A 17,494-nucleotide genomic window follows, 5' to 3' on the forward strand; every position below is an offset into this window, starting at 1 on the left:
CTGTTCGATAAACGAACACTCAGTCGATTATCGGATTGTTTGGCCTTTTCCCTCAGCTTAATCTTCAGTCACTCCGGCGCTTAACCTCGCGCCTTTTTCTTCATGTCGGTCTACTGGAAAACGGGAGCCTGCCCCATGGCTGAAATCCTTTCGCTGCACGACGCGGTGAAGCAATTCGTCAACGACGGCGATACCGTCGCGCTCGAAGGCTTCACTCACCTGATTCCGACGGCGGCGGGTCATGAAATCATTCGTCAGGGTAAGAAAGATCTGACCCTGGTGCGGATGACGCCTGACCTGATCTACGACCAGTTGATCGGCGCCGGCTGTGCTCGCAAGTTGATTTTTTCCTGGGGCGGCAACCCTGGCGTGGGGTCGTTGCACCGCCTGCGTGACGCCGTAGAGAAGCAATGGCCGCACCCGCTGGAGATCGAGGAACACAGCCATGCCGACCTGGCCAACGCTTACGTCGCCGGGGCCTCGGGCCTGCCGTTTGCGGTGCTGCGGGCCTACGCCGGTTCTGACCTGCCAAAGGTCAACCCGCTGATCAAAAGCGTGACCTGCCCCTTCACCGGTGAAGTGCTGGCCGCTGTGCCTTCGGTGCGTCCGGACATCACAGTGATCCACGCCCAGAAAGCCGACCGCAAAGGCAACGTGCTGCTGTGGGGCATTCTCGGTGTGCAGAAAGAGGCCGCGCTGGCCGCCAAGCGCTGCATCGTCACGGTGGAAGAGATCGTCGACGACCTGAAGGCGCCGATGAACGCCTGCGTGCTGCCGACCTGGGCCTTGAGCGCGGTCTGCCACGTCCCGGGCGGCGCGCATCCGTCCTATGCCCACGGCTACACCGAACGTGACAATCGTTTCTACCAAGCGTGGGACCCCATCGCTCGGGATCGTGAGACCTTTACCGCGTGGATCAACGAATACATCCACGGCACTAAAGACTTCAGTGAGTTCCAGGCCAGACTGGCAGCCGCTTCGCAGGTGAAATCATGACGTACTCCACCAATGAAATGATGACCGTTGCCGCAGCCCGTCGGTTGAAGAACAACGCCGTTTGCTTCGTGGGCATTGGCCTGCCGTCGAAAGCGGCCAACCTGGCGCGGCTGACTTCGGCGCCGGATGTGGTCCTGATCTACGAGTCCGGTCCGATCGGTGCCAAGCCCAGCGTACTGCCGTTGTCCATTGGCGATGGTGAGCTGGCGGAAACTGCGGACACCGTCGTACCCACCGGTGAGATTTTTCGCTACTGGCTGCAGGGCGGGCGCATCGACGTCGGTTTCCTCGGCGCGGCCCAGGTTGACCGCTTCGGCAACATCAACACCACGGTGGTGGGCGACTACCATCAGCCAAAAGTCCGTTTGCCGGGCGCCGGCGGTGCACCGGAAATCGCCGGTTCGGCCAAGAGTGTGCTGATCATTCTCAAGCAGTCGGCGCGTTCGTTTGTCGACAAACTGGACTTCATCACCTCGGTCGGCCACGGCGAGGGCGGCGATTCGCGTAAACGCCTGGGCCTGCCAGGCGCCGGCCCCGTGGGCATCATCACCGACCTGTGCATCATGGAACCGGAAGCCGACACCCATGAGTTTGTGGTCACTGCGCTGCATCCCGGCGTGACCCGCGAACAGGTCGTTGCCGCCACCGGATGGGCGGTCCGTTTCGCCGACCAGGTGCACACCACGGCCGAACCGAGCGAGCTGGAGCTGCGCGCGCTGCGCGATCTGGAAGCTCGCACCGCAGCGGCCCATGGCCAGGTACCGGGAGAAGCCTGATGCGCGACGTTTATATCTGTGATGCGATTCGAACCCCCATCGGCCGGTTCGGCGGCGGTTTGTCCGCCGTGCGCGCCGATGATCTGGCGGCCGTACCGATCAAGGCACTGATGGAGCGCAATCCGTCGGTGGACTGGACTGCCGTGGACGAGGTGTTCCTCGGTTGCGCCAACCAGGCCGGCGAAGACAACCGCAACGTGGCGCGCATGGCGCTGCTGCTGGCGGGTTTGCCGGAAAGTATTCCCGGGGTGACCCTCAACCGCCTCTGCGCCTCGGGCATGGACGCCATCGGTACGGCGTTCCGCGCCATCGCCAGCGGTGAAATGGAATTGGCTATCGCCGGCGGCGTGGAGTCGATGTCCCGCGCACCGTTCGTGATGGGCAAGGCTGACGCGGCGTTCTCGCGCAACATGAAACTGGAAGACACCACCATCGGCTGGCGCTTCATCAACCCATTGATGAAAGCCCAGTACGGTGTGGACGCGATGCCGCAGACGGCGGATAACGTGGCCGATGATTACGCGGTGTCCCGCGCCGACCAGGACGCTTTCGCCTTGCGCAGCCAACAGCGCACGGCGGCGGCCCAGGCGGCAGGTTTTTTCGCCGAAGAAATTGTTCCGGTGCGCATTGCCCACAAGAAAGGTGAGACCGTGGTCGAGCAGGACGAGCATCCTCGCGCCGACACCACGCTTGAAACCTTGAGCAAACTCAAACCGGTCAACGGCCCGGACAAGACCGTCACCGCCGGCAACGCCTCGGGGGTGAATGACGGGGCGGCGGCGCTGATCCTGGCGTCGGCCGACGCGGTGAAGAAACATGGCCTGACGCCTCGAGCCAAGGTGTTGGGCATGGCCAGTGCCGGTGTGGCGCCTCGGGTGATGGGCATCGGCCCGGTACCGGCGGTGCGCAAGCTCACCGAACGCCTGGGCCTGGCGGTGGCCGATTTCGATGTGATCGAGCTCAACGAAGCCTTTGCCAGCCAAGGCCTGGCGGTGCTGCGCGACCTGGGGGTGGCGGACGATGCGCCGCAGGTGAATCCGAACGGCGGCGCCATCGCCCTCGGCCATCCGCTGGGCATGAGTGGGGCGCGGTTGGTCCTGACAGCGTTGCATCATTTGGAAAAGACCGGCGGCAAGAAAGGCTTGGCGACCATGTGTGTCGGTGTCGGCCAGGGTCTGGCGCTGGCTATTGAGCGCGTCTGACCCGTCGTTCTACTAATAAGAAACCGAGGAATGCTTCATGACTGACAAGCCTGGTTATCGTCGCCCCCAAGCGGGCACCCAGCCGGAGTATTTGCACCCGCCGTACCAGTCCACCAACCTGCGCTCGCCGTCCAAGCCGTTGGTGTATCTGCCGCACTCGCTGTCGGAAATCACCGGTCCGACCGTCGGCGCTGACCGTGTGCAGGAGAAGGACTACGACCTGACCGCCCAGCATGCCGGCGAGCCGCTGGGGGAACGCATCATCATTCACGGGCGCGTACTGGATGAGCACGGTCAGCCCGTGCCGGGCATCCTGGTGGAAATCTGGCAGGCCAACGCCGCCGGTCGCTACAACCATGACCGCGACAATCACGACGCGCCGCTGGATCCGAATTTCACCGGCAGCGGTCGCACCATCACTGACGCTGACGGTTGGTATCAGTTCCAGACCATCAAGCCCGGCGCCTATCCATGGGGCAACCATCACAATGCCTGGCGCCCGGCGCATATCCATTTCTCACTGTTCGGGCCGAGCATTCTGACGCGCCTGGTGACGCAGATGTATTTCCCCGGCGACCCGCTGCTGGCCTACGACCCGATCTACAACTGCGTGCCGGACACCAGCGCCAAGGAACGCCTGATCGCCCGTTTCGACCTGGAAAAAACCGTCCCCAACTACGCCCTCGGTTATCGCTGGGACATCGTTTTGCGCGGCCGCGATGCCACGCCGATGGAGAAATAAGATGACGCTTACCGCCACCACGTCCCACACCGTTGGCCCGTACTACCACATCGGCCTGACCTGGTTGAACCGCGAAGACCTGACCGTCGCCCAAACCCTTGGCCAACGGGTGGCGATCACCGGGCAGGTGGTCGACGGCAACGGCGCGTTCGTCAACGACGCGATGCTGGAAGTCTGGCAGGCCAACGCTGCCGGTAAATACGCCCACCCTGAAGACGACCAGGACAAACCCCTGGACCCCCATTTCGAAGGCTTCGGCCGGGTGCCGGTGGATGCCGAAGGACGCTTTCGCTTCACCACCATCAAGCCGGGCACCGTGCCGGGACTGGGGGGCACGACTCAGGCACCGCATCTGGTGGTGCTGGTGTTCGCCCGTGGGCTGGTCAAGCATCTGCTGACGCGCATCTACTTCGATGGCGAACAGGCCAACGAGGCCGACCCGCTTTTGGCCTGCGTGCCTGAGGAGCGTCGCGCCACTCTCGTGAGCAAGCCCGATGCTTCGGGCGTGTATCAGTGGAACGTGATCCTGCAGGGGACGGATGCCGAGACGGTGTTTTTCGATTACTGAGTGACAATTTTCCCGTGGCGAGGGAGCAAGCTCCCTCGCCACGGGTGAAAGGACTGTGGAACGGGGCTGTTACAAAGTGTGTCTAGACACTGTCAGTCCCCATGAGTGAAAAAACATGACGATTCCAATGACCCACTACACCGGCGAAGAACGCAGCAAGCGCATCTTCGCCATCGTCGGTGCCTCATCCGGCAACCTGGTCGAATGGTTCGACTTCTACGTCTATGCGTTCTGCGCGATTTATTTTGCGCCAGCGTTCTTCCCGTCGGACAACCCCACGGTGCAACTGGTCAACACCGCGGGTGTGTTCGCCGCCGGGTTCTTGATGCGGCCCATCGGCGGCTGGATTTTCGGCCGGGTGGCGGACCGTCACGGGCGCAAGAACTCGATGATGATTTCGGTGCTGATGATGTGCTTCGGCTCGTTACTCATCGCCTGCCTGCCCACCTACAAGGACATCGGCGTCTGGGCGCCAGTGCTGCTGTTGCTCGCGCGCTTGCTGCAAGGCCTGTCGGTGGGCGGTGAATACGGCACCACGGCCACCTACATGAGCGAAGTCGCCCTCAAGGGCCAGCGCGGCTTTTTTGCCTCGTTCCAGTATGTGACGTTGATCGGCGGACAACTGCTGGCGGTGTCGCTGGTGGTGGTCCTGCAACAGTTCCTCAGCGAAGACGAATTGCGTGCCTACGGCTGGCGGATCCCGTTCGTGGTCGGCGCGGCGGCGGCGTTGATTTCTCTATTGCTGCGGCGCTCCTTGAAGGAAACCAGCAGCAAGGAAATGCGCGAGAACAAGGACGCCGGTAGCATCGCCGCGCTGTTTCGCGATCACAAGGCCGCGTTCATCACCGTGCTGGGTTACACCGCTGGCGGCTCGCTGATTTTCTACACGTTCACCACTTACATGCAGAAATACCTGGTGAACACCGCCGGCCTGCACGCCAAGACCGCCAGCTACATCATGACCGGCGCGTTGTTCCTCTATATGTGCATGCAGCCGCTGTTCGGCATGCTGGCGGACAAGATCGGTCGGCGTAACTCCATGCTCTGGTTCGGCGCCCTGGGTGCGTTGTGCACAGTGCCGATCCTGCTGACCCTCAAAAGTATCAGCAGCCCGTTCCTGGCGTTTGTGCTGATTACCCTGGCGCTGGCGATCGTCAGCTTCTACACCTCCATCAGCGGATTGGTAAAAGCTGAAATGTTTCCACCCGAAGTACGGGCGCTGGGGGTAGGGTTGGCCTATGCGGTGGCGAATGCGATTTTTGGTGGCTCGGCCGAGTACGTCGCCCTGAGCCTGAAGGCCCAAGGCATGGAAAACGCCTTTTATTGGTACGTCACGGTGATGATGGTGGTGGCGTTTCTGTTTAGCCTGCGCCTGCCCAAGCAACCGGCGTATTTGCATCACGACCTTTGACCCCACCGCGCTCGACCGAGAGGCGGGCGCATCCAAGGACTGTTTATGAGCGAACGACCGAGCAATCAGCTGTTCGATACCTACTTCACGGCTCGCGAGATGCGCGAGGTGTTCTGCGATGCGGGCCGGGTACAGGCCATGCTGGATGTCGAGGCCGCATTGGCTAGGGCTGAAGCGCGGGTAGGGTTGATTCCCCAGAGCGCGGTGGCGCCGATCGAGAACGCCTGTCACGCCCAGTTGTACGATTTTTCGGCGTTGAGCGAAGCAATTGCCAGTGCCGGCAATTCGGCGATCCCGTTGGTCAAGGCACTGGGCAAGCGTATCGCGAGCGAGGATGCCGAGGCTGAGCGCTATGTGCATCTGGGCGCTACCAGCCAGGACGTGATGGACAGTGGGCTGATCCTGCAACTGCGCCAAGCCTTGACGCTGATCGAAGACGAGCTGGCGCAATTGGCCGTTACCCTGGCCCGCCAAGCCGAACGTTACGCTGCCACACCGCTGGCCGGGCGCACTTGGCTGCAACACGCCACGCCGGTGACCCTGGGCATGAAAATCGCCGGTTGGCTGGGGGCGATCACTCGCAGTCGCCAACGCTTGAAAGACCTCAAGCCGCGCTTGCTGGTGCTGCAATTCGGCGGCGCTTCCGGGACGCTCGCCGCACTGGGTGAGCAGGCCCTGCCCATCGCCGAAGCCCTGGCTGCCGAGCTGCGATTGAACCTGCCGGAGCAGCCGTGGCACACCCAGCGGGATCGCCTGGTGGAATTCGGCTCGGTGCTCGGTTTGATCACTGGCAGCCTGGGCAAACTGGGCCGCGACATCAGCCTGTTGATGCAGACCGAGGCCGGCGAAGCGTTCGAACCGTCGGCACCGGGCAAGGGCGGATCGTCCACCATGCCGCACAAACGTAACCCGGTGGGCGCGGCGGTGCTGATCGGCGCGGCGACCCGGGTGCCTGGTTTGTTGTCGACGCTGTTCAGCGCCATGCCCCAGGAACATGAGCGCAGTCTTGGCTTGTGGCACGCCGAATGGGAGACCCTGCCGGAGATCTGCTGCCTGGTGTCCGGTGCCTTGCAACAAGCGCGGTTGTTGGCCGAAGGGCTGGAAGTGGACGCAGCGCGCATGGCCCGTAACCTGGAACTGACCCAGGGGTTGGTGCTGGCCGAGGCGGTCAGCACCGTCCTCGCCCAGCGGGTCGGGCGCGACACCGCGCATCATCTGCTGGAGCAATGCTGCAAGCGCGCCGTGGCCGAACAACGGCATTTGCGCGCGGTGCTGGGGGACGAACCCCAAGTCACGGCGCAACTCTCCGTCGCCGAGCTCGATCATTTGCTCAACCCCGCCCATTACCTCGGCCAGGCCCAGACCTGGGTTGCCCGGGCCGTGGCCGAACACCTTGCCTTGAACGCCTGAAAGGAGATTGTTGTGGGATTCGTCAAACTCGCCGAGGGCGAACTGAACTACCGTTTTGACGGGCCGCAAGACGCCCCGGTGCTGGTGCTTTCAAACTCCCTGGGCACTGATCTGCACATGTGGGACGAGCAGGTCGCGGCTTTCAGCGAACACTTTCGCGTGCTGCGCTTCGACACCCGTGGTCACGGTCAGTCGCTGGTCACCGAAGGGCCGTACAGCATCGAACAACTGGGTCGCGATGTACTGGCGATGCTTGATCAGTTGGGCATCGACAAGGTGCATTTCTGTGGCTTGTCCATGGGCGGGTTGATCGGCCAATGGTTGGGGATCAATGCCGGTCAGCGTCTGCATAAATTGGTGGTGTGTAATACAGCCGCCAAGATCGGCGATCCTTCGGTGTGGAACCCGCGCATCGAAACCGTGCTGCGTGACGGCCAGGCAGCGATGGTAGCGTTGCGTGATGCCTCGATTGCCCGTTGGTTTACCCCGGACTTCTCTGAGGCGCAGCCAGCGACGGCGAAAAAAATCACTGACATGCTCGCTGCCACTTCACCCCAGGGCTATGCGGCCAACTGCGCAGCGGTGCGCGATGCCGATTTCCGCGAGCAACTGTCGTCGATCCGCGTGCCGCTGTTGGTGATCGCCGGCACTGAAGATGCCGTGACGCCGCCGTCGGGTGGGCACTTTATCCAGGAGCGGGTCAGCGGTGCCGAGTACGCCGAGTTCTACGCCGCGCACCTGTCCAACGTCCAGGCCGGCGCCGCGTTCAGCGCGCGGGTGCTGGATTTCCTGCTTGATTCTGGCCGCGCCTGAGGAGTTTTTTGTGGACGAGAAACAACGTTACGACGAAGGCATGCAAGTACGCCGCGCGGTGCTGGGCGATGCCCACGTTGATCGCAGCCTCAATGCCTTGACCGAGTTCAACAGCGAATTCCAGGAGATGATCACCCGTCACGCCTGGGGCGATATCTGGACCCGCCCGGGCCTGCCGCGCCATACCCGCAGCCTGATCACCATCGCCATGCTGATCGGCATGAACCGCAACGAAGAACTCAAACTGCACCTGCGCGCCGCCGCCAACAACGGCGTGAGCCGCAGCGAGATCAAGGAAGTGATCATGCAGAGCGCCATCTACTGCGGCATCCCGGCAGCCAACGCCACCTTCCACCTGGCCGAGTCGGTGTGGGATGAGCTAGGCGTCGAGTCCCGGACTTAGGAACCGCCGCTAATCCCTGTGGGAGCGGGCTTGCTCGCGAAAGCGGTGGGTCAGTTTGCTTCGATGTTGAATGTGATGACGCCTTCGCGAGCAAGCCCGCTCCCACACTGGATCTTCAGTGAGCACAAAACTTTGTGTTCGACACTGATCCCCTGTGGGAGCGAGCTTGCTCGCGATGACGGTGGTACAGCCTCCATCCATGTTGGTTTTTACAGCAAGCTGATCGGATAGCTGACAATCAACCGGTTCTCATCGAACTCATTGTTGCTGTAGTCCCGGCGCATCGTCGAGTTGCGCCACTTCACATTAAGACTCTTCAGCGCACCGCTCTGTACGGTGTAAGCCAGCTCACTTTCCCGACCCCATTCCTTGCCGTCGTCAACCGTGGCGGTGTGCACGTTGTCACCGCTGATGTAGCGGTTCATCAGGGTCAAGCCCGGCACGCCGACGGCGGCGAAGTTGAAGTCATGGCGCAGTTGCCAGGATTTTTCCTTCGCGTTGTCGTAGCTGGAGTTGTAGCTGTCGTTGGCCAGGGTGCCGCCGCTGGTGCCGTTGACGCGCATCCAGGCATCGTCGCCGCTGACTTTTTGCAGGCCGACATAGAAGGTGTTGCCGCCGTATTTGGCCGAGAGCAGGGCGAACGCGGTTTTGTTGTCCAGGTCGCCGGCCAGGGCACTGCCATCTTCCTTGCCGATGAAGTAGCCGAGGTTGGCGCCCAGGGTCCAGTCGCCGATGGGCTGGCTGTGGGTCAGGTTGAAGTATTGTTGCTGGTAGATGTCGGACAGTTCCGAGTACCAGACGCCGACTTGGGTGCGTTTTTCGTTGAAGGCATATTCACCGCCGCCGAAGTTGAAACGGTCGGAAGTGAACGCGCCACGGCCGTTCATCGACATGTCTTCCATGCTTGCGTCGTTGCGCGGGCTGTTGGCGCGGAACTGGCCGCCGTACAGCGTCAGGCCGCTGATCTCGGTGGAGGTCACCTGGCCGCCACGGAAGGTTTGCGGCAGGGAACGGCCGTCGTCGGAGCGCAGGATCGGCAGCACCGGCATCCATTCGCCAACCTTCAGCTCGGTCTTCGACACCTTGGCCTTGAGGGCCACGCCCAGGCGACCGAAGTCATCGGCCGGACGACCGTCATCGTGCACCGGCAGCAGTTGTGTGCCCGCCGTGCCGCGACCGCCGTCGAGCTTGAGCGAGTACGTGCCCAGCACATCCACACCGAAACCGACCACGCCCTGGGTGAAACCGGACTTGGCGTCGAGGATGAAGCTTTGGGTCCATTCCTCGGCTTTGCCTTGGGCATTGTTCGGGTTGGTGAAGTTACGGTTGATGTAGAAATTGCGCAGGTTGAGATTGACCTTGGCGTCTTCGACAAACCCCGATTCCGCGGCCAGGACGGGTAGGGCGGTACTGGTCAGGGCGACGGCAATGAGGCTGGGGAACAGGTGCTGTGTGGGCTTCATGGGCGTTGTCTCTATTTTTTATGGACGAAGCGAGTTGTTGCCGCACGTTTGAGGTGCTGGCGGTAAGGGTGGAGCCAGGGGCGTCAGGGCGATCGAGGATCAGCCGGGTGGGGCGGTGTGTAGGGGCATGGCGTCGAACCTGTTGTTATTGGTTTTGTGCGAGCGATGGTGAAGGGCCGCCCGGGATCGGTTCAATTGCTGATTGTGGGTTTTGGGCGATTATCGAACGGCAAAAAACTGATTGGATGGACGCATTCCACTGTGGGAGCGAGCTTGCTCGCGATGGCGGCCTGACAGCTGATCGAGTACATATCCATTGCTGCGGTAACGGCTACTTATGGTTCCGCTCTTACAGCGGCTCACTTTTGAGAAGCGCAAAAGTAAGCAAAACGCTCCTGCCCCACCACTCGGTGCCTCGCCTAGGCTCGGCATGCCCGAACGCAGGCATTGCTCCGTGGGCCCGCCGCGAAGGGCCATCCATGGCCCAGCGCGGCTATCCCGGCATCCATGCCGGGATGCCCACTCCACAATGCCTGCGTGCGGCCATCGTGGTTAACGGGGCGCCGAGATCAACGTCCACCGCGAGGCGGCCTTAGAGCCGACCTGACTCTCCTGGTCGTACACCTGTCAGATCTGTGGGAGCAAAGCTTGCTCGCGAAGACGGCGGCACATCCAACGCTGATGCAGGCTGGTCCACCGCTATCGCGAGCAGGCTCGCTCCCACAGGGAAAACGCGGTCCCACCAAGAACCAGGTCGGCTACCAGGCCGCCTCGTGGTGGACGTTGATCTCGGCGCCCCGTTAACCACGATGGCCGCACGCAGGCATTGCGCAGTGGGCACCTCGGCATGGATGCCGAGGTAGCCGCGCTGGGCCATGGATGGCCCTTCGCGGCGGCCCACGGAGCAATGCCGGAGTGCGGGCATGCCGAGCCCTAGCGAGGCACCGAGTGGTGGGGCATGAGCGTTTTGCTTACTTTTGCGCTTCTCAAAAGTGAGCCGCCGTCAGGGCGGAACCCTAAGCCGCCGTTACCGCAGCAATGGATATGTACCCGATCAACAAAATCTTGGCCAGCCGTAAGGCCGCCATCGCGGGCAAGCCTTGCTCCCACAAGATTTGTGGCCGGTCTGACAGACGCGGCGACTTTTCCGACGAAGTTTTAAGGTTGCTGCTCGGAAGCGGTATCTCTAGCTTGTTCGGGTCGCTGCCAATCCAGCGACCGGGACTGCAAGCCCGCCGAATTCGTTAGGCGCCAGCGCCCGGACCCACGTCTCGGGCTCCAATTGATGCAGGAGCGCCGTTATGAAAAAACATCATCCTTCTTCGCCATCAGAAAGCACTTTCCCCTACAACGACCCCGATCCAGAAAAGCTCCAAGAGGCCGCAGACCGAGCACTCGATTACCATCTGGGCACCCACCCTGATCCCAAACCCAAACCCAAAACCTCAACTCAAGTTTTCACCGTCATCGATACCCTCGACACCGAGTGCCTGCTAGCAAATCTCAGCGAAACCCTGGCCTCAGCCAGTGCCATGGTCAACGACCTGGCGTTCGATCTGGAAGGCTCGCGGCGGCATGTCGCGCTCGGCGTGGCGCAGATGATTGACTTGAGTGAGTTGTTGGCCAATCGAGCGCTGGATCTCATCGACCCGCGTTAACCCAGTCGCTGTTAAAACACGCACAAACAAAAAACCCACCTTTCGGTGGGCTTCTTGTTTCAGCGTTCAAACATCAATCAGAACAGTTTCATCTTCGGTGCTTCTTCTTTCACCGGTTCGTTCTTGCCGCTCTCGGCATTCCAGCCACCACCCAGTGCCTTGTACAGATTGACCTCGCTGGTCAATTGCGAGAGGCGGTCGGTGATCAGCGATTGTTGGGCGCTGAACAGTTGGCGTTGGGCGTCGAGGAAGGTCAGGTTGCTGTCGACGCCGATGCGGTAGCGACGCTCGGCCAGGCGGTAGTAGTCCTGGTTGGCGGCGACGAAGGCGGTCTGGGCCTGCAACTGTTCGTTGTAGGTCCGGCGTGCGGCCAGGCCGTCGGAGACTTCCTGGAACGCGGTCTGAATCGACTTCTCGTAATTGGCGACGTTGATGTCTTTCTGGATTTTGGCGTAATCCAGGCTTGCCCGCAGGTTGCCGGCGTTGAAAATCGGCAGATTGATTTGCGGGGCGAAGGTCCAGGTGCCTGAGCCGCCCTTGAACAGCCCGGACAGGTCCGGGCTCAAGGTGCCGGCGTTGGCCGTCAGGCTGATGCTTGGGAAGAATGCAGCCCGCGCGGCGCCGATGTTGGCGTTGGCGGCCAGCAGGTTGCGTTCGGCCTGGAGAATGTCCGGACGACGTTGCAGCAGGTCCGATGGCAACCCGGCCGGCATTTCGCTCAGCAGGTCATCGCTCAGCGGTTGCGAGTTCAGGTTGGCCGGCAGGCCAGTACCCAGCAGCAGGGTCAGGTTGTTCTCGTCCTGGGCGACCTGGCGGGTGTAGCGAGCCAGTTGCACGCGGGCGTTCTCTACCGCCGTGCGCGCCTGGCTCAAGTCCAGGGCCGAGGCCACGCCAACTTCGGCGCTGCGCGAGGTCAGCTTGAGGCTTTGATCGTAAGCGCCCAGGGTGTCCTGGGTCAGCTTGAGCAGTTCCTTGTCGGCCTGCCAGGTCAGGTAGGCGTTGGCCACGCTGGCCACCAGGCTGATCTGGGTGCTGCGACGGGCTTCTTCGGTCGCGAAGTAGCTTTGCAGCGCTTGCTCGCTCAGGCTGCGAACCCGACCGAACAGGTCCAGTTCATAGGCACTGATGCCCAGGGTGGCCGAGTAGGAGCTGCTGATGGCCGCTTCACCGGTCTGCGAGGCCCGTGCTGGTACCCGCTGGCGGCTGCCGGAACCGGTGGCCGAGACCGCCGGGAACAGGTCCGCCCGCTGGATACGGTATTGCGCGGCATAGGCATCGATGTTCAGCGCCGCGACACGCAGGTCGCGGTTGTTTTCAAGGGCCACTTGAATCAGCTGTTGCAACGCCGGGTCATGGAAAAACTGTTTCCAGCCCTGCTCGACGGCGGCCTGGCTGGGCGCATTGGCCGATTCGTAGGCCGGGCCTTGCGGGTACTGCGCCGCAACCGGTGCTTCGGGCCGCTGATAATCGGGGATCAGCGAGCAGCCGCTGAGCACGACGGCAGCGATGGTCAGGGAGAGGAGCGACTTGCTCATTGGCCAGCCTCTTTAGAAGTTTCAGGAGTGTCGTCCTGGTCGGCATTTTTGCGGCGGCCTATCGACGACACGGTCACGAAGAACAAGGGCACCCAGAAGATCGCCAGGATGGTGGCGGTCAACATACCGCCGATCACACCGGTACCGATGGCGTGTTGGCTGCCTGAACCTGCGCCCGTGGAAATCGCCAGCGGGACCACGCCGAGGACAAACGCCAGGGACGTCATGATGATCGGCCTCAGACGCATCCTACAGGCTTCAATGGCAGCTTCCACCAGCGTGCGGCCCTGTTCGTGGAGTTCCTTGGCAAATTCCACGATCAGAATGGCGTTTTTCGCCGCCAGGCCAATGGTCGTCAGCAAGCCCACCTGGAAGTAAACGTCGTTGGACAGTCCACGCAGGCTGGTTGCCATCAATGCACCGATGATCCCCAGCGGGACCACGAGCATGACCGCGATCGGAATCGACCAGCTTTCATACAACGCCGCCAGGCACAGGAACACCATCAGCAGCGACAAGGCGTACAACGCTGGTGCCTGGGAGCCCGACAGGCGTTCCTCGTAGGACAGGCCCGTCCAGGAAATCCCCACACCGGCAGGCAGCTTCTTGGCGATGGCTTCGACTTCGGCCATGGCTTCACCGGTGGAGTAACCCGGTGCCGGCGATCCCAGAATCTCCATCGCTTCCACGCCGTTGTAACGGGCCAGTTTCGGCGAGCCGTAGACCCACTCGCCCTTGGCGAACGCGCTGAAGGGCACCATGGTCCCGGCGCTGTTGCGCACATACCACTTCTGCAGGTCTTCGGGGCTCATGCGCGCATTCGGCTGACCCTGAACGTATACCCGCTTCACTCGACCACGGTCGATGAAGTCGTTCACATAGTTACTGCCCAGGGCAATCGACAGCGTGTTGTTGATGTTCGAGAGGGTAATGCCCAGCGCGCTGGCCTTCTCGTCATCGATTTCCAATTGGTACTGCGGCTCGTCGTTCAGGCCGTTCGGACGCACCTGGGCCAGGACCTTGCTCTGGGACGCCATGCCCAGGAACTGGTTGCGGGCTTCCATCAACTTCTCGTGACCGATGCCGGCGCGGTCCTGCAGGAACACGTCGAAACCGGTGGCGTTACCCAGTTCCATCACCGCTGGCGGAGCGAAGGCGAACACCATTGCATCGCGGAAGGTGAAGAAGTGTTGCTGCGCGCGGCCAGCGATTTTGAACACGGTGTTGTCAGCGTTCCGCTCTTCCCACGGCTTGAGCATGATGAACGCCAAGCCGGAGCTCTGGCCACGACCGGCGAAGTTGAAGCCGGTCACGGTGAACACCGAGGCCACGCCATCGCCTTCACCACCGTCCTTGCTGGGGCGCAGCAGGAACTCGCGCATATTGTCCACCACCACCTGGGTACGCTCGGCGCTGGAGCCGGCCGGTGTCTGCACCTGGGCGAACAGCACGCCCTGGTCCTCTTCCGGCAGGAACGCTGTCGGAATGCGGGTGAACAGCCAGACCATGCCCACCACGATGATGATGTAGGCCAGCAGGTACGGAGCCTTGTGCTTGAGCATGTTGCCCACGCCGCGCTCGTAGCTTCTGACGCCACGGTCGAAAGTGCGGTTGAACCAGCCGAAGAAACCGCGTTTCGGCGTGCCGTGCTCACCCTTGGGGATGGCTTTGAGCATGGTGGCGCACAGGGCCGGGGTAAAGATCAGGGCCACCAATACTGACAAGGCCATGGCCGAGACGATGGTGATGGAGAACTGCTTGTAGATCACACCGGTGGAGCCACCGAAGAACGCCATCGGCAGCAGTACCGCCGATAGCACCAGGGCGATACCCACCAGGGCACCCTGGATCTGGCCCATGGATTTCTTGGTGGCTTCCTTGGGCGACAGGCCTTCTTCGCTCATCACCCGTTCGACGTTTTCCACCACGACGATGGCGTCGTCCACCAGCAAGCCGATGGCCAGCACCATGCCGAACATGGTCAGGGTGTTGATGCTGAAGCCGAACGCCGCGAGGATCCCGAAGGTGCCCAGCAGTACCACCGGCACCGTCATCGTGGTGATGATGGTGGCGCGGAAGTTCTGCAGGAACAGAAACATCACCAGGAACACCAGCACGACCGCTTCGACCAGGGTTTCAACCACACCCTTGATCGACTCGCTCACCACTGGCGTGGTGTCGTAGGGGAACACCACTTCCAGGCCTTGCGGGAAGAACGGCTTGAGGTTTTCGACGGTCTGGCGCAGGGCCTTGGCCGTGTCGAGGGCGTTGGCGCCGGTGGCCAGTCTCACCGCCAGGCCTGAAGCCGGGGCACCGTTGAACTGGGCATTGATGCTGTAGCTTTCACCGCCCAGGGCGACGTCCGCGACGTCGCCGACGCGCACTTGCGAGCCGTCCGGATTGACCTTGAGCAAGATGGCCTTGAACTGCTCGGCGGTCTGCAGGCGGGTCTTGCCGATGATGGTGGCGTTCAGTTGTTGACCGGGCAGGGCAGGCAGGCCGCCGAGTTGGCCGGACGCAATCTGGACGTTCTGCGCGGTAATGGCAGTGGTCACATCCACCGGGGTCAGGTTGTAGTTATTCAGCTTGGCCGGGTCGAGCCAGATCCGCATGGCGTACTGGGCGCCGAAGACCTGGAAGTCACCGACACCGGCGGTCCGCGAAATCGGGTCCTGCATGTTGGACACGATGTAGTTGGACAGGTCCTCCCGAGTCATGCTGCCGTCGCGCGATACCACGCCGATCACCATCAGGAAGTTTCTCACTGACTTGGTCACGCGGATGCCCTGTTGCTGCACTTCTTGCGGCAGCAGCGGGGTGGCCAGGTTCAGCTTGTTCTGCACCTGGACCTGGGCGGTATCGGAGTTGGTGCCTTGCTCGAAGGTCGCGGTGATGGTCATGCTGCCGTCGGAGTTACTTTCCGAGGACACATAACGCAGGTTGTCGATCCCGTTGAGCTGCTGCTCGATGACCTGCACCACGGTGTCCTGCACGGTTTGTGCGGATGCGCCTGGGTAGGTCACGGAAATGGCGATCGCCGGAGGGGCGATGCTCGGGTACTGGTTGATCGGCAATTTGAGGATCGAGAGAGCCCCGACCAGCATGATCACCAGGGCGATTACCCAGGCGAAAATCGGACGGTCGATAAAAAATTTCGACATGGTTTACTCCCCTTTGCCGCCGGCTGCTTTATCAGCTGCCTGAGCGGGGGCCGGGTTCTTGGCACCAACATTGGTGGCTTCGGTGGCTTTGACTTCCACCCCTGGCCGTACGTACTGCAACCCTTCGGTGATCAAGCGATCGCCGGCCTTGAGCCCGTCTTCGATCAGCCACTGGCTGCCGACGGTGCGGCTGGCCTTGAGCTGACGCAACTCGACCTTGTTGTCCGCGCCTACCACCAGGGCGGTCGGCGTGCCTTTGAGGTCGCGGGTCACGCCTTGCTGCGGGGCGAGGATCGCCGCGCTGTTCACACCGGACTGCAGTTGTGCGTGGACGAACATACCGGGCAGCAAGGTGTGATCCGGATTAGGGAACACGGCGCGCAAGGTCACCGAGCCGGTGGTCTGGTCGACCGACACCTCGGAGAACTCCAGCTTGCCCTCATGGGCATATTGGCTGCCGTCTTCCAGGGTCAGCTTGACCATGGCGGCGTTGTCACCGGCTTTCTGCAAGCGGCCGCTTTCCAGCTCACGGCGCAGCTGCAGCAGCTCTACCGAGCTTTGCGTCACGTCGACGTAGATCGGGTCCAGTTGCTGGATGGTTGCCAGGGCGTCGGTCTGACCGTTGCTCACCAACGCACCTTCGGTTACCGAGGAGCGACCAATGCGACCGGAGATCGGTGCGTAGACCTTGGTGTAGCGCACGTTGATCTGGGCGGTCTGCAGATTGGCTTCCGACTCCAGGCGGTTGGCCAAGGCGGTGTCGTATTCCTGGCGGCTGACGGCTTGTTCCTTGACCAGTTGCTGGTAACGATCGGAAATCGACTTGGTGGACCGCAGGTTGGCTTCGGCGCTCTTGAGCGTCGCTTCGTACACGGCCGGGTCGATCTGGTACAGCTGTTGGCCGGCCTTGACGTCGGCGCCTTCCTTGAACAGACGCTTGAGGATGATGCCGTTGACCTGTGGGCGAACTTCGGCGACGCGGAACGCACTGGTGCGCCCCGGAAGCTCTGACGTCAGGGTGAAGGGTTGAGTCTTGAGGGTTACGACGCCGACCTGAGGAGGGGGAGGAGCAGGCGCAGCCTCTTCCTTTTTGCATCCGCTGAGCAGCGATGCCAGGGCGATGGCGGTAACCAGAGCGGTAACAGCTGGCTTGAATTGCATGGAAATCCTCGGGTCCAGGCGCGCAACTGGCGCACTCGAAAGGTGGAAGGTTAAAAAGGCGGTGTTATTCAATTAGTAGGATGCTAAGAAATATACTTACGTACATGGTTGTTTGTAAACAGCCAAATTGCGTACCATCCGGATTTACAAAAGCCTGACAAAGGCCTGCAAGGGTCGGGGACGCATTCCAAGAAA

14 protein-coding genes are annotated in these 17,494 nt (G+C 61.8%); 10 read left to right on the forward strand and 4 right to left on the reverse strand.

The annotated features are described in order from the left end of the window. Positions 1 to 135 precede the first annotated feature (135 nt). The 9 genes from EPZ47_RS06890 (at position 136) to pcaC (ending at position 8,321) form a co-directional block, all read left to right on the forward strand. Complete coding sequence (locus tag EPZ47_RS06890; RefSeq protein WP_135844104.1) at positions 136 to 996, forward strand: CoA transferase subunit A; 861 nt, start codon at positions 136 to 138, stop codon at positions 994 to 996. Then, positions 990 to 1,772, forward strand: a complete 783-nt coding sequence (locus EPZ47_RS06895) for a CoA-transferase subunit beta (RefSeq protein WP_178084297.1) — start codon at positions 990 to 992, stop codon at positions 1,770 to 1,772. The genes EPZ47_RS06890 and EPZ47_RS06895 overlap by 7 nt, the downstream gene beginning before the upstream one ends. Continuing rightward, positions 1,769 to 2,974 (forward strand): 3-oxoadipyl-CoA thiolase, encoded by a 1,206-nt coding sequence (gene pcaF, locus EPZ47_RS06900; protein ID WP_178084298.1) that lies wholly within the window; start codon positions 1,769 to 1,771, stop codon positions 2,972 to 2,974. The genes EPZ47_RS06895 and pcaF overlap by 4 nt, the downstream gene beginning before the upstream one ends. 37 nt (positions 2,975 to 3,011) lie before the next feature. Further along, entirely contained in the window at positions 3,012 to 3,716 is a 705-nt protein-coding gene (pcaH, locus tag EPZ47_RS06905) for a protocatechuate 3,4-dioxygenase subunit beta (RefSeq protein WP_135844107.1), read from the forward strand. A 1-nt stretch (position 3,717) separates the two neighbouring features. After that, positions 3,718 to 4,284, forward strand: coding sequence for a protocatechuate 3,4-dioxygenase subunit alpha (gene pcaG, locus EPZ47_RS06910; RefSeq protein WP_135844108.1), 567 nt, complete (start codon positions 3,718 to 3,720; stop codon positions 4,282 to 4,284). Positions 4,285 to 4,399: 115 nt separating this feature from the next. Then, positions 4,400 to 5,695: an MFS family transporter gene (locus EPZ47_RS06915; protein WP_135844109.1), complete on the forward strand. Its 1,296-nt coding sequence runs from the start codon at positions 4,400 to 4,402 to the stop codon at positions 5,693 to 5,695. A 45-nt stretch (positions 5,696 to 5,740) separates the two neighbouring features. After that, positions 5,741 to 7,105: a 3-carboxy-cis,cis-muconate cycloisomerase gene (locus tag EPZ47_RS06920; protein ID WP_135844110.1), complete on the forward strand. Its 1,365-nt coding sequence runs from the start codon at positions 5,741 to 5,743 to the stop codon at positions 7,103 to 7,105. 12 nt (positions 7,106 to 7,117) lie between these two features. Next, positions 7,118 to 7,918, forward strand: a complete 801-nt coding sequence (gene pcaD / locus EPZ47_RS06925; RefSeq protein ID WP_135844111.1) for a 3-oxoadipate enol-lactonase — start codon at positions 7,118 to 7,120, stop codon at positions 7,916 to 7,918. Positions 7,919 to 7,928: 10 nt separating this feature from the next. Beyond that, on the forward strand, positions 7,929 to 8,321 hold the full coding sequence (pcaC, locus tag EPZ47_RS06930) for a 4-carboxymuconolactone decarboxylase (RefSeq protein ID WP_122566795.1): 393 nt from the start codon (positions 7,929 to 7,931) through the stop codon (positions 8,319 to 8,321). Positions 8,322 to 8,530: 209 nt separating this feature from the next. Here pcaC and EPZ47_RS06940 read toward each other — a convergent pair whose 3' ends face one another. Continuing rightward, complete coding sequence (locus tag EPZ47_RS06940; protein ID WP_135844112.1) at positions 8,531 to 9,784, reverse strand: OprD family porin; 1,254 nt, start codon at positions 9,782 to 9,784, stop codon at positions 8,531 to 8,533. Positions 9,785 to 11,085: 1,301 nt separating this feature from the next. Here EPZ47_RS06940 and EPZ47_RS06950 point away from each other — a divergent pair. Continuing rightward, positions 11,086 to 11,442, forward strand: a complete 357-nt coding sequence (locus EPZ47_RS06950; RefSeq protein WP_135844113.1) for a DUF6124 family protein — start codon at positions 11,086 to 11,088, stop codon at positions 11,440 to 11,442. A 77-nt stretch (positions 11,443 to 11,519) separates the two neighbouring features. On the opposite strand, the gene adeC is transcribed toward EPZ47_RS06950, so the two are convergent. Genes adeC through EPZ47_RS06965 form a run of 3 tightly spaced genes read right to left on the reverse strand, consistent with a single transcriptional unit; the run spans position 11,520 to position 17,299 of the window. Further along, the gene (gene adeC / locus EPZ47_RS06955; RefSeq protein WP_135844114.1) at positions 11,520 to 12,977 is read right to left on the reverse strand and encodes an AdeC/AdeK/OprM family multidrug efflux complex outer membrane factor; all 1,458 of its coding nucleotides are present in this window, start codon (positions 12,975 to 12,977) and stop codon (positions 11,520 to 11,522) included. Beyond that, positions 12,974 to 16,138 carry an efflux RND transporter permease subunit EmhB gene (emhB, locus tag EPZ47_RS06960; RefSeq protein ID WP_135844115.1) on the reverse strand — a complete coding sequence of 1,055 codons (3,165 nt, stop codon included), beginning with the start codon at positions 16,136 to 16,138 and terminating at the stop codon, positions 12,974 to 12,976. Before emhB ends, adeC begins: the two co-directional genes overlap by 4 nt. Before the next feature lie 3 nt (positions 16,139 to 16,141). Then, positions 16,142 to 17,299: an efflux RND transporter periplasmic adaptor subunit gene (locus tag EPZ47_RS06965; RefSeq protein WP_135844116.1), complete on the reverse strand. Its 1,158-nt coding sequence runs from the start codon at positions 17,297 to 17,299 to the stop codon at positions 16,142 to 16,144. Between the last annotated feature and the right edge of the window lie 195 nt (positions 17,300 to 17,494).

Origin of the sequence: Pseudomonas viciae, from assembly GCF_004786035.1 — a bacterium.
GTDB classification, from domain to species: domain Bacteria; phylum Pseudomonadota; class Gammaproteobacteria; order Pseudomonadales; family Pseudomonadaceae; genus Aquipseudomonas; species Aquipseudomonas viciae.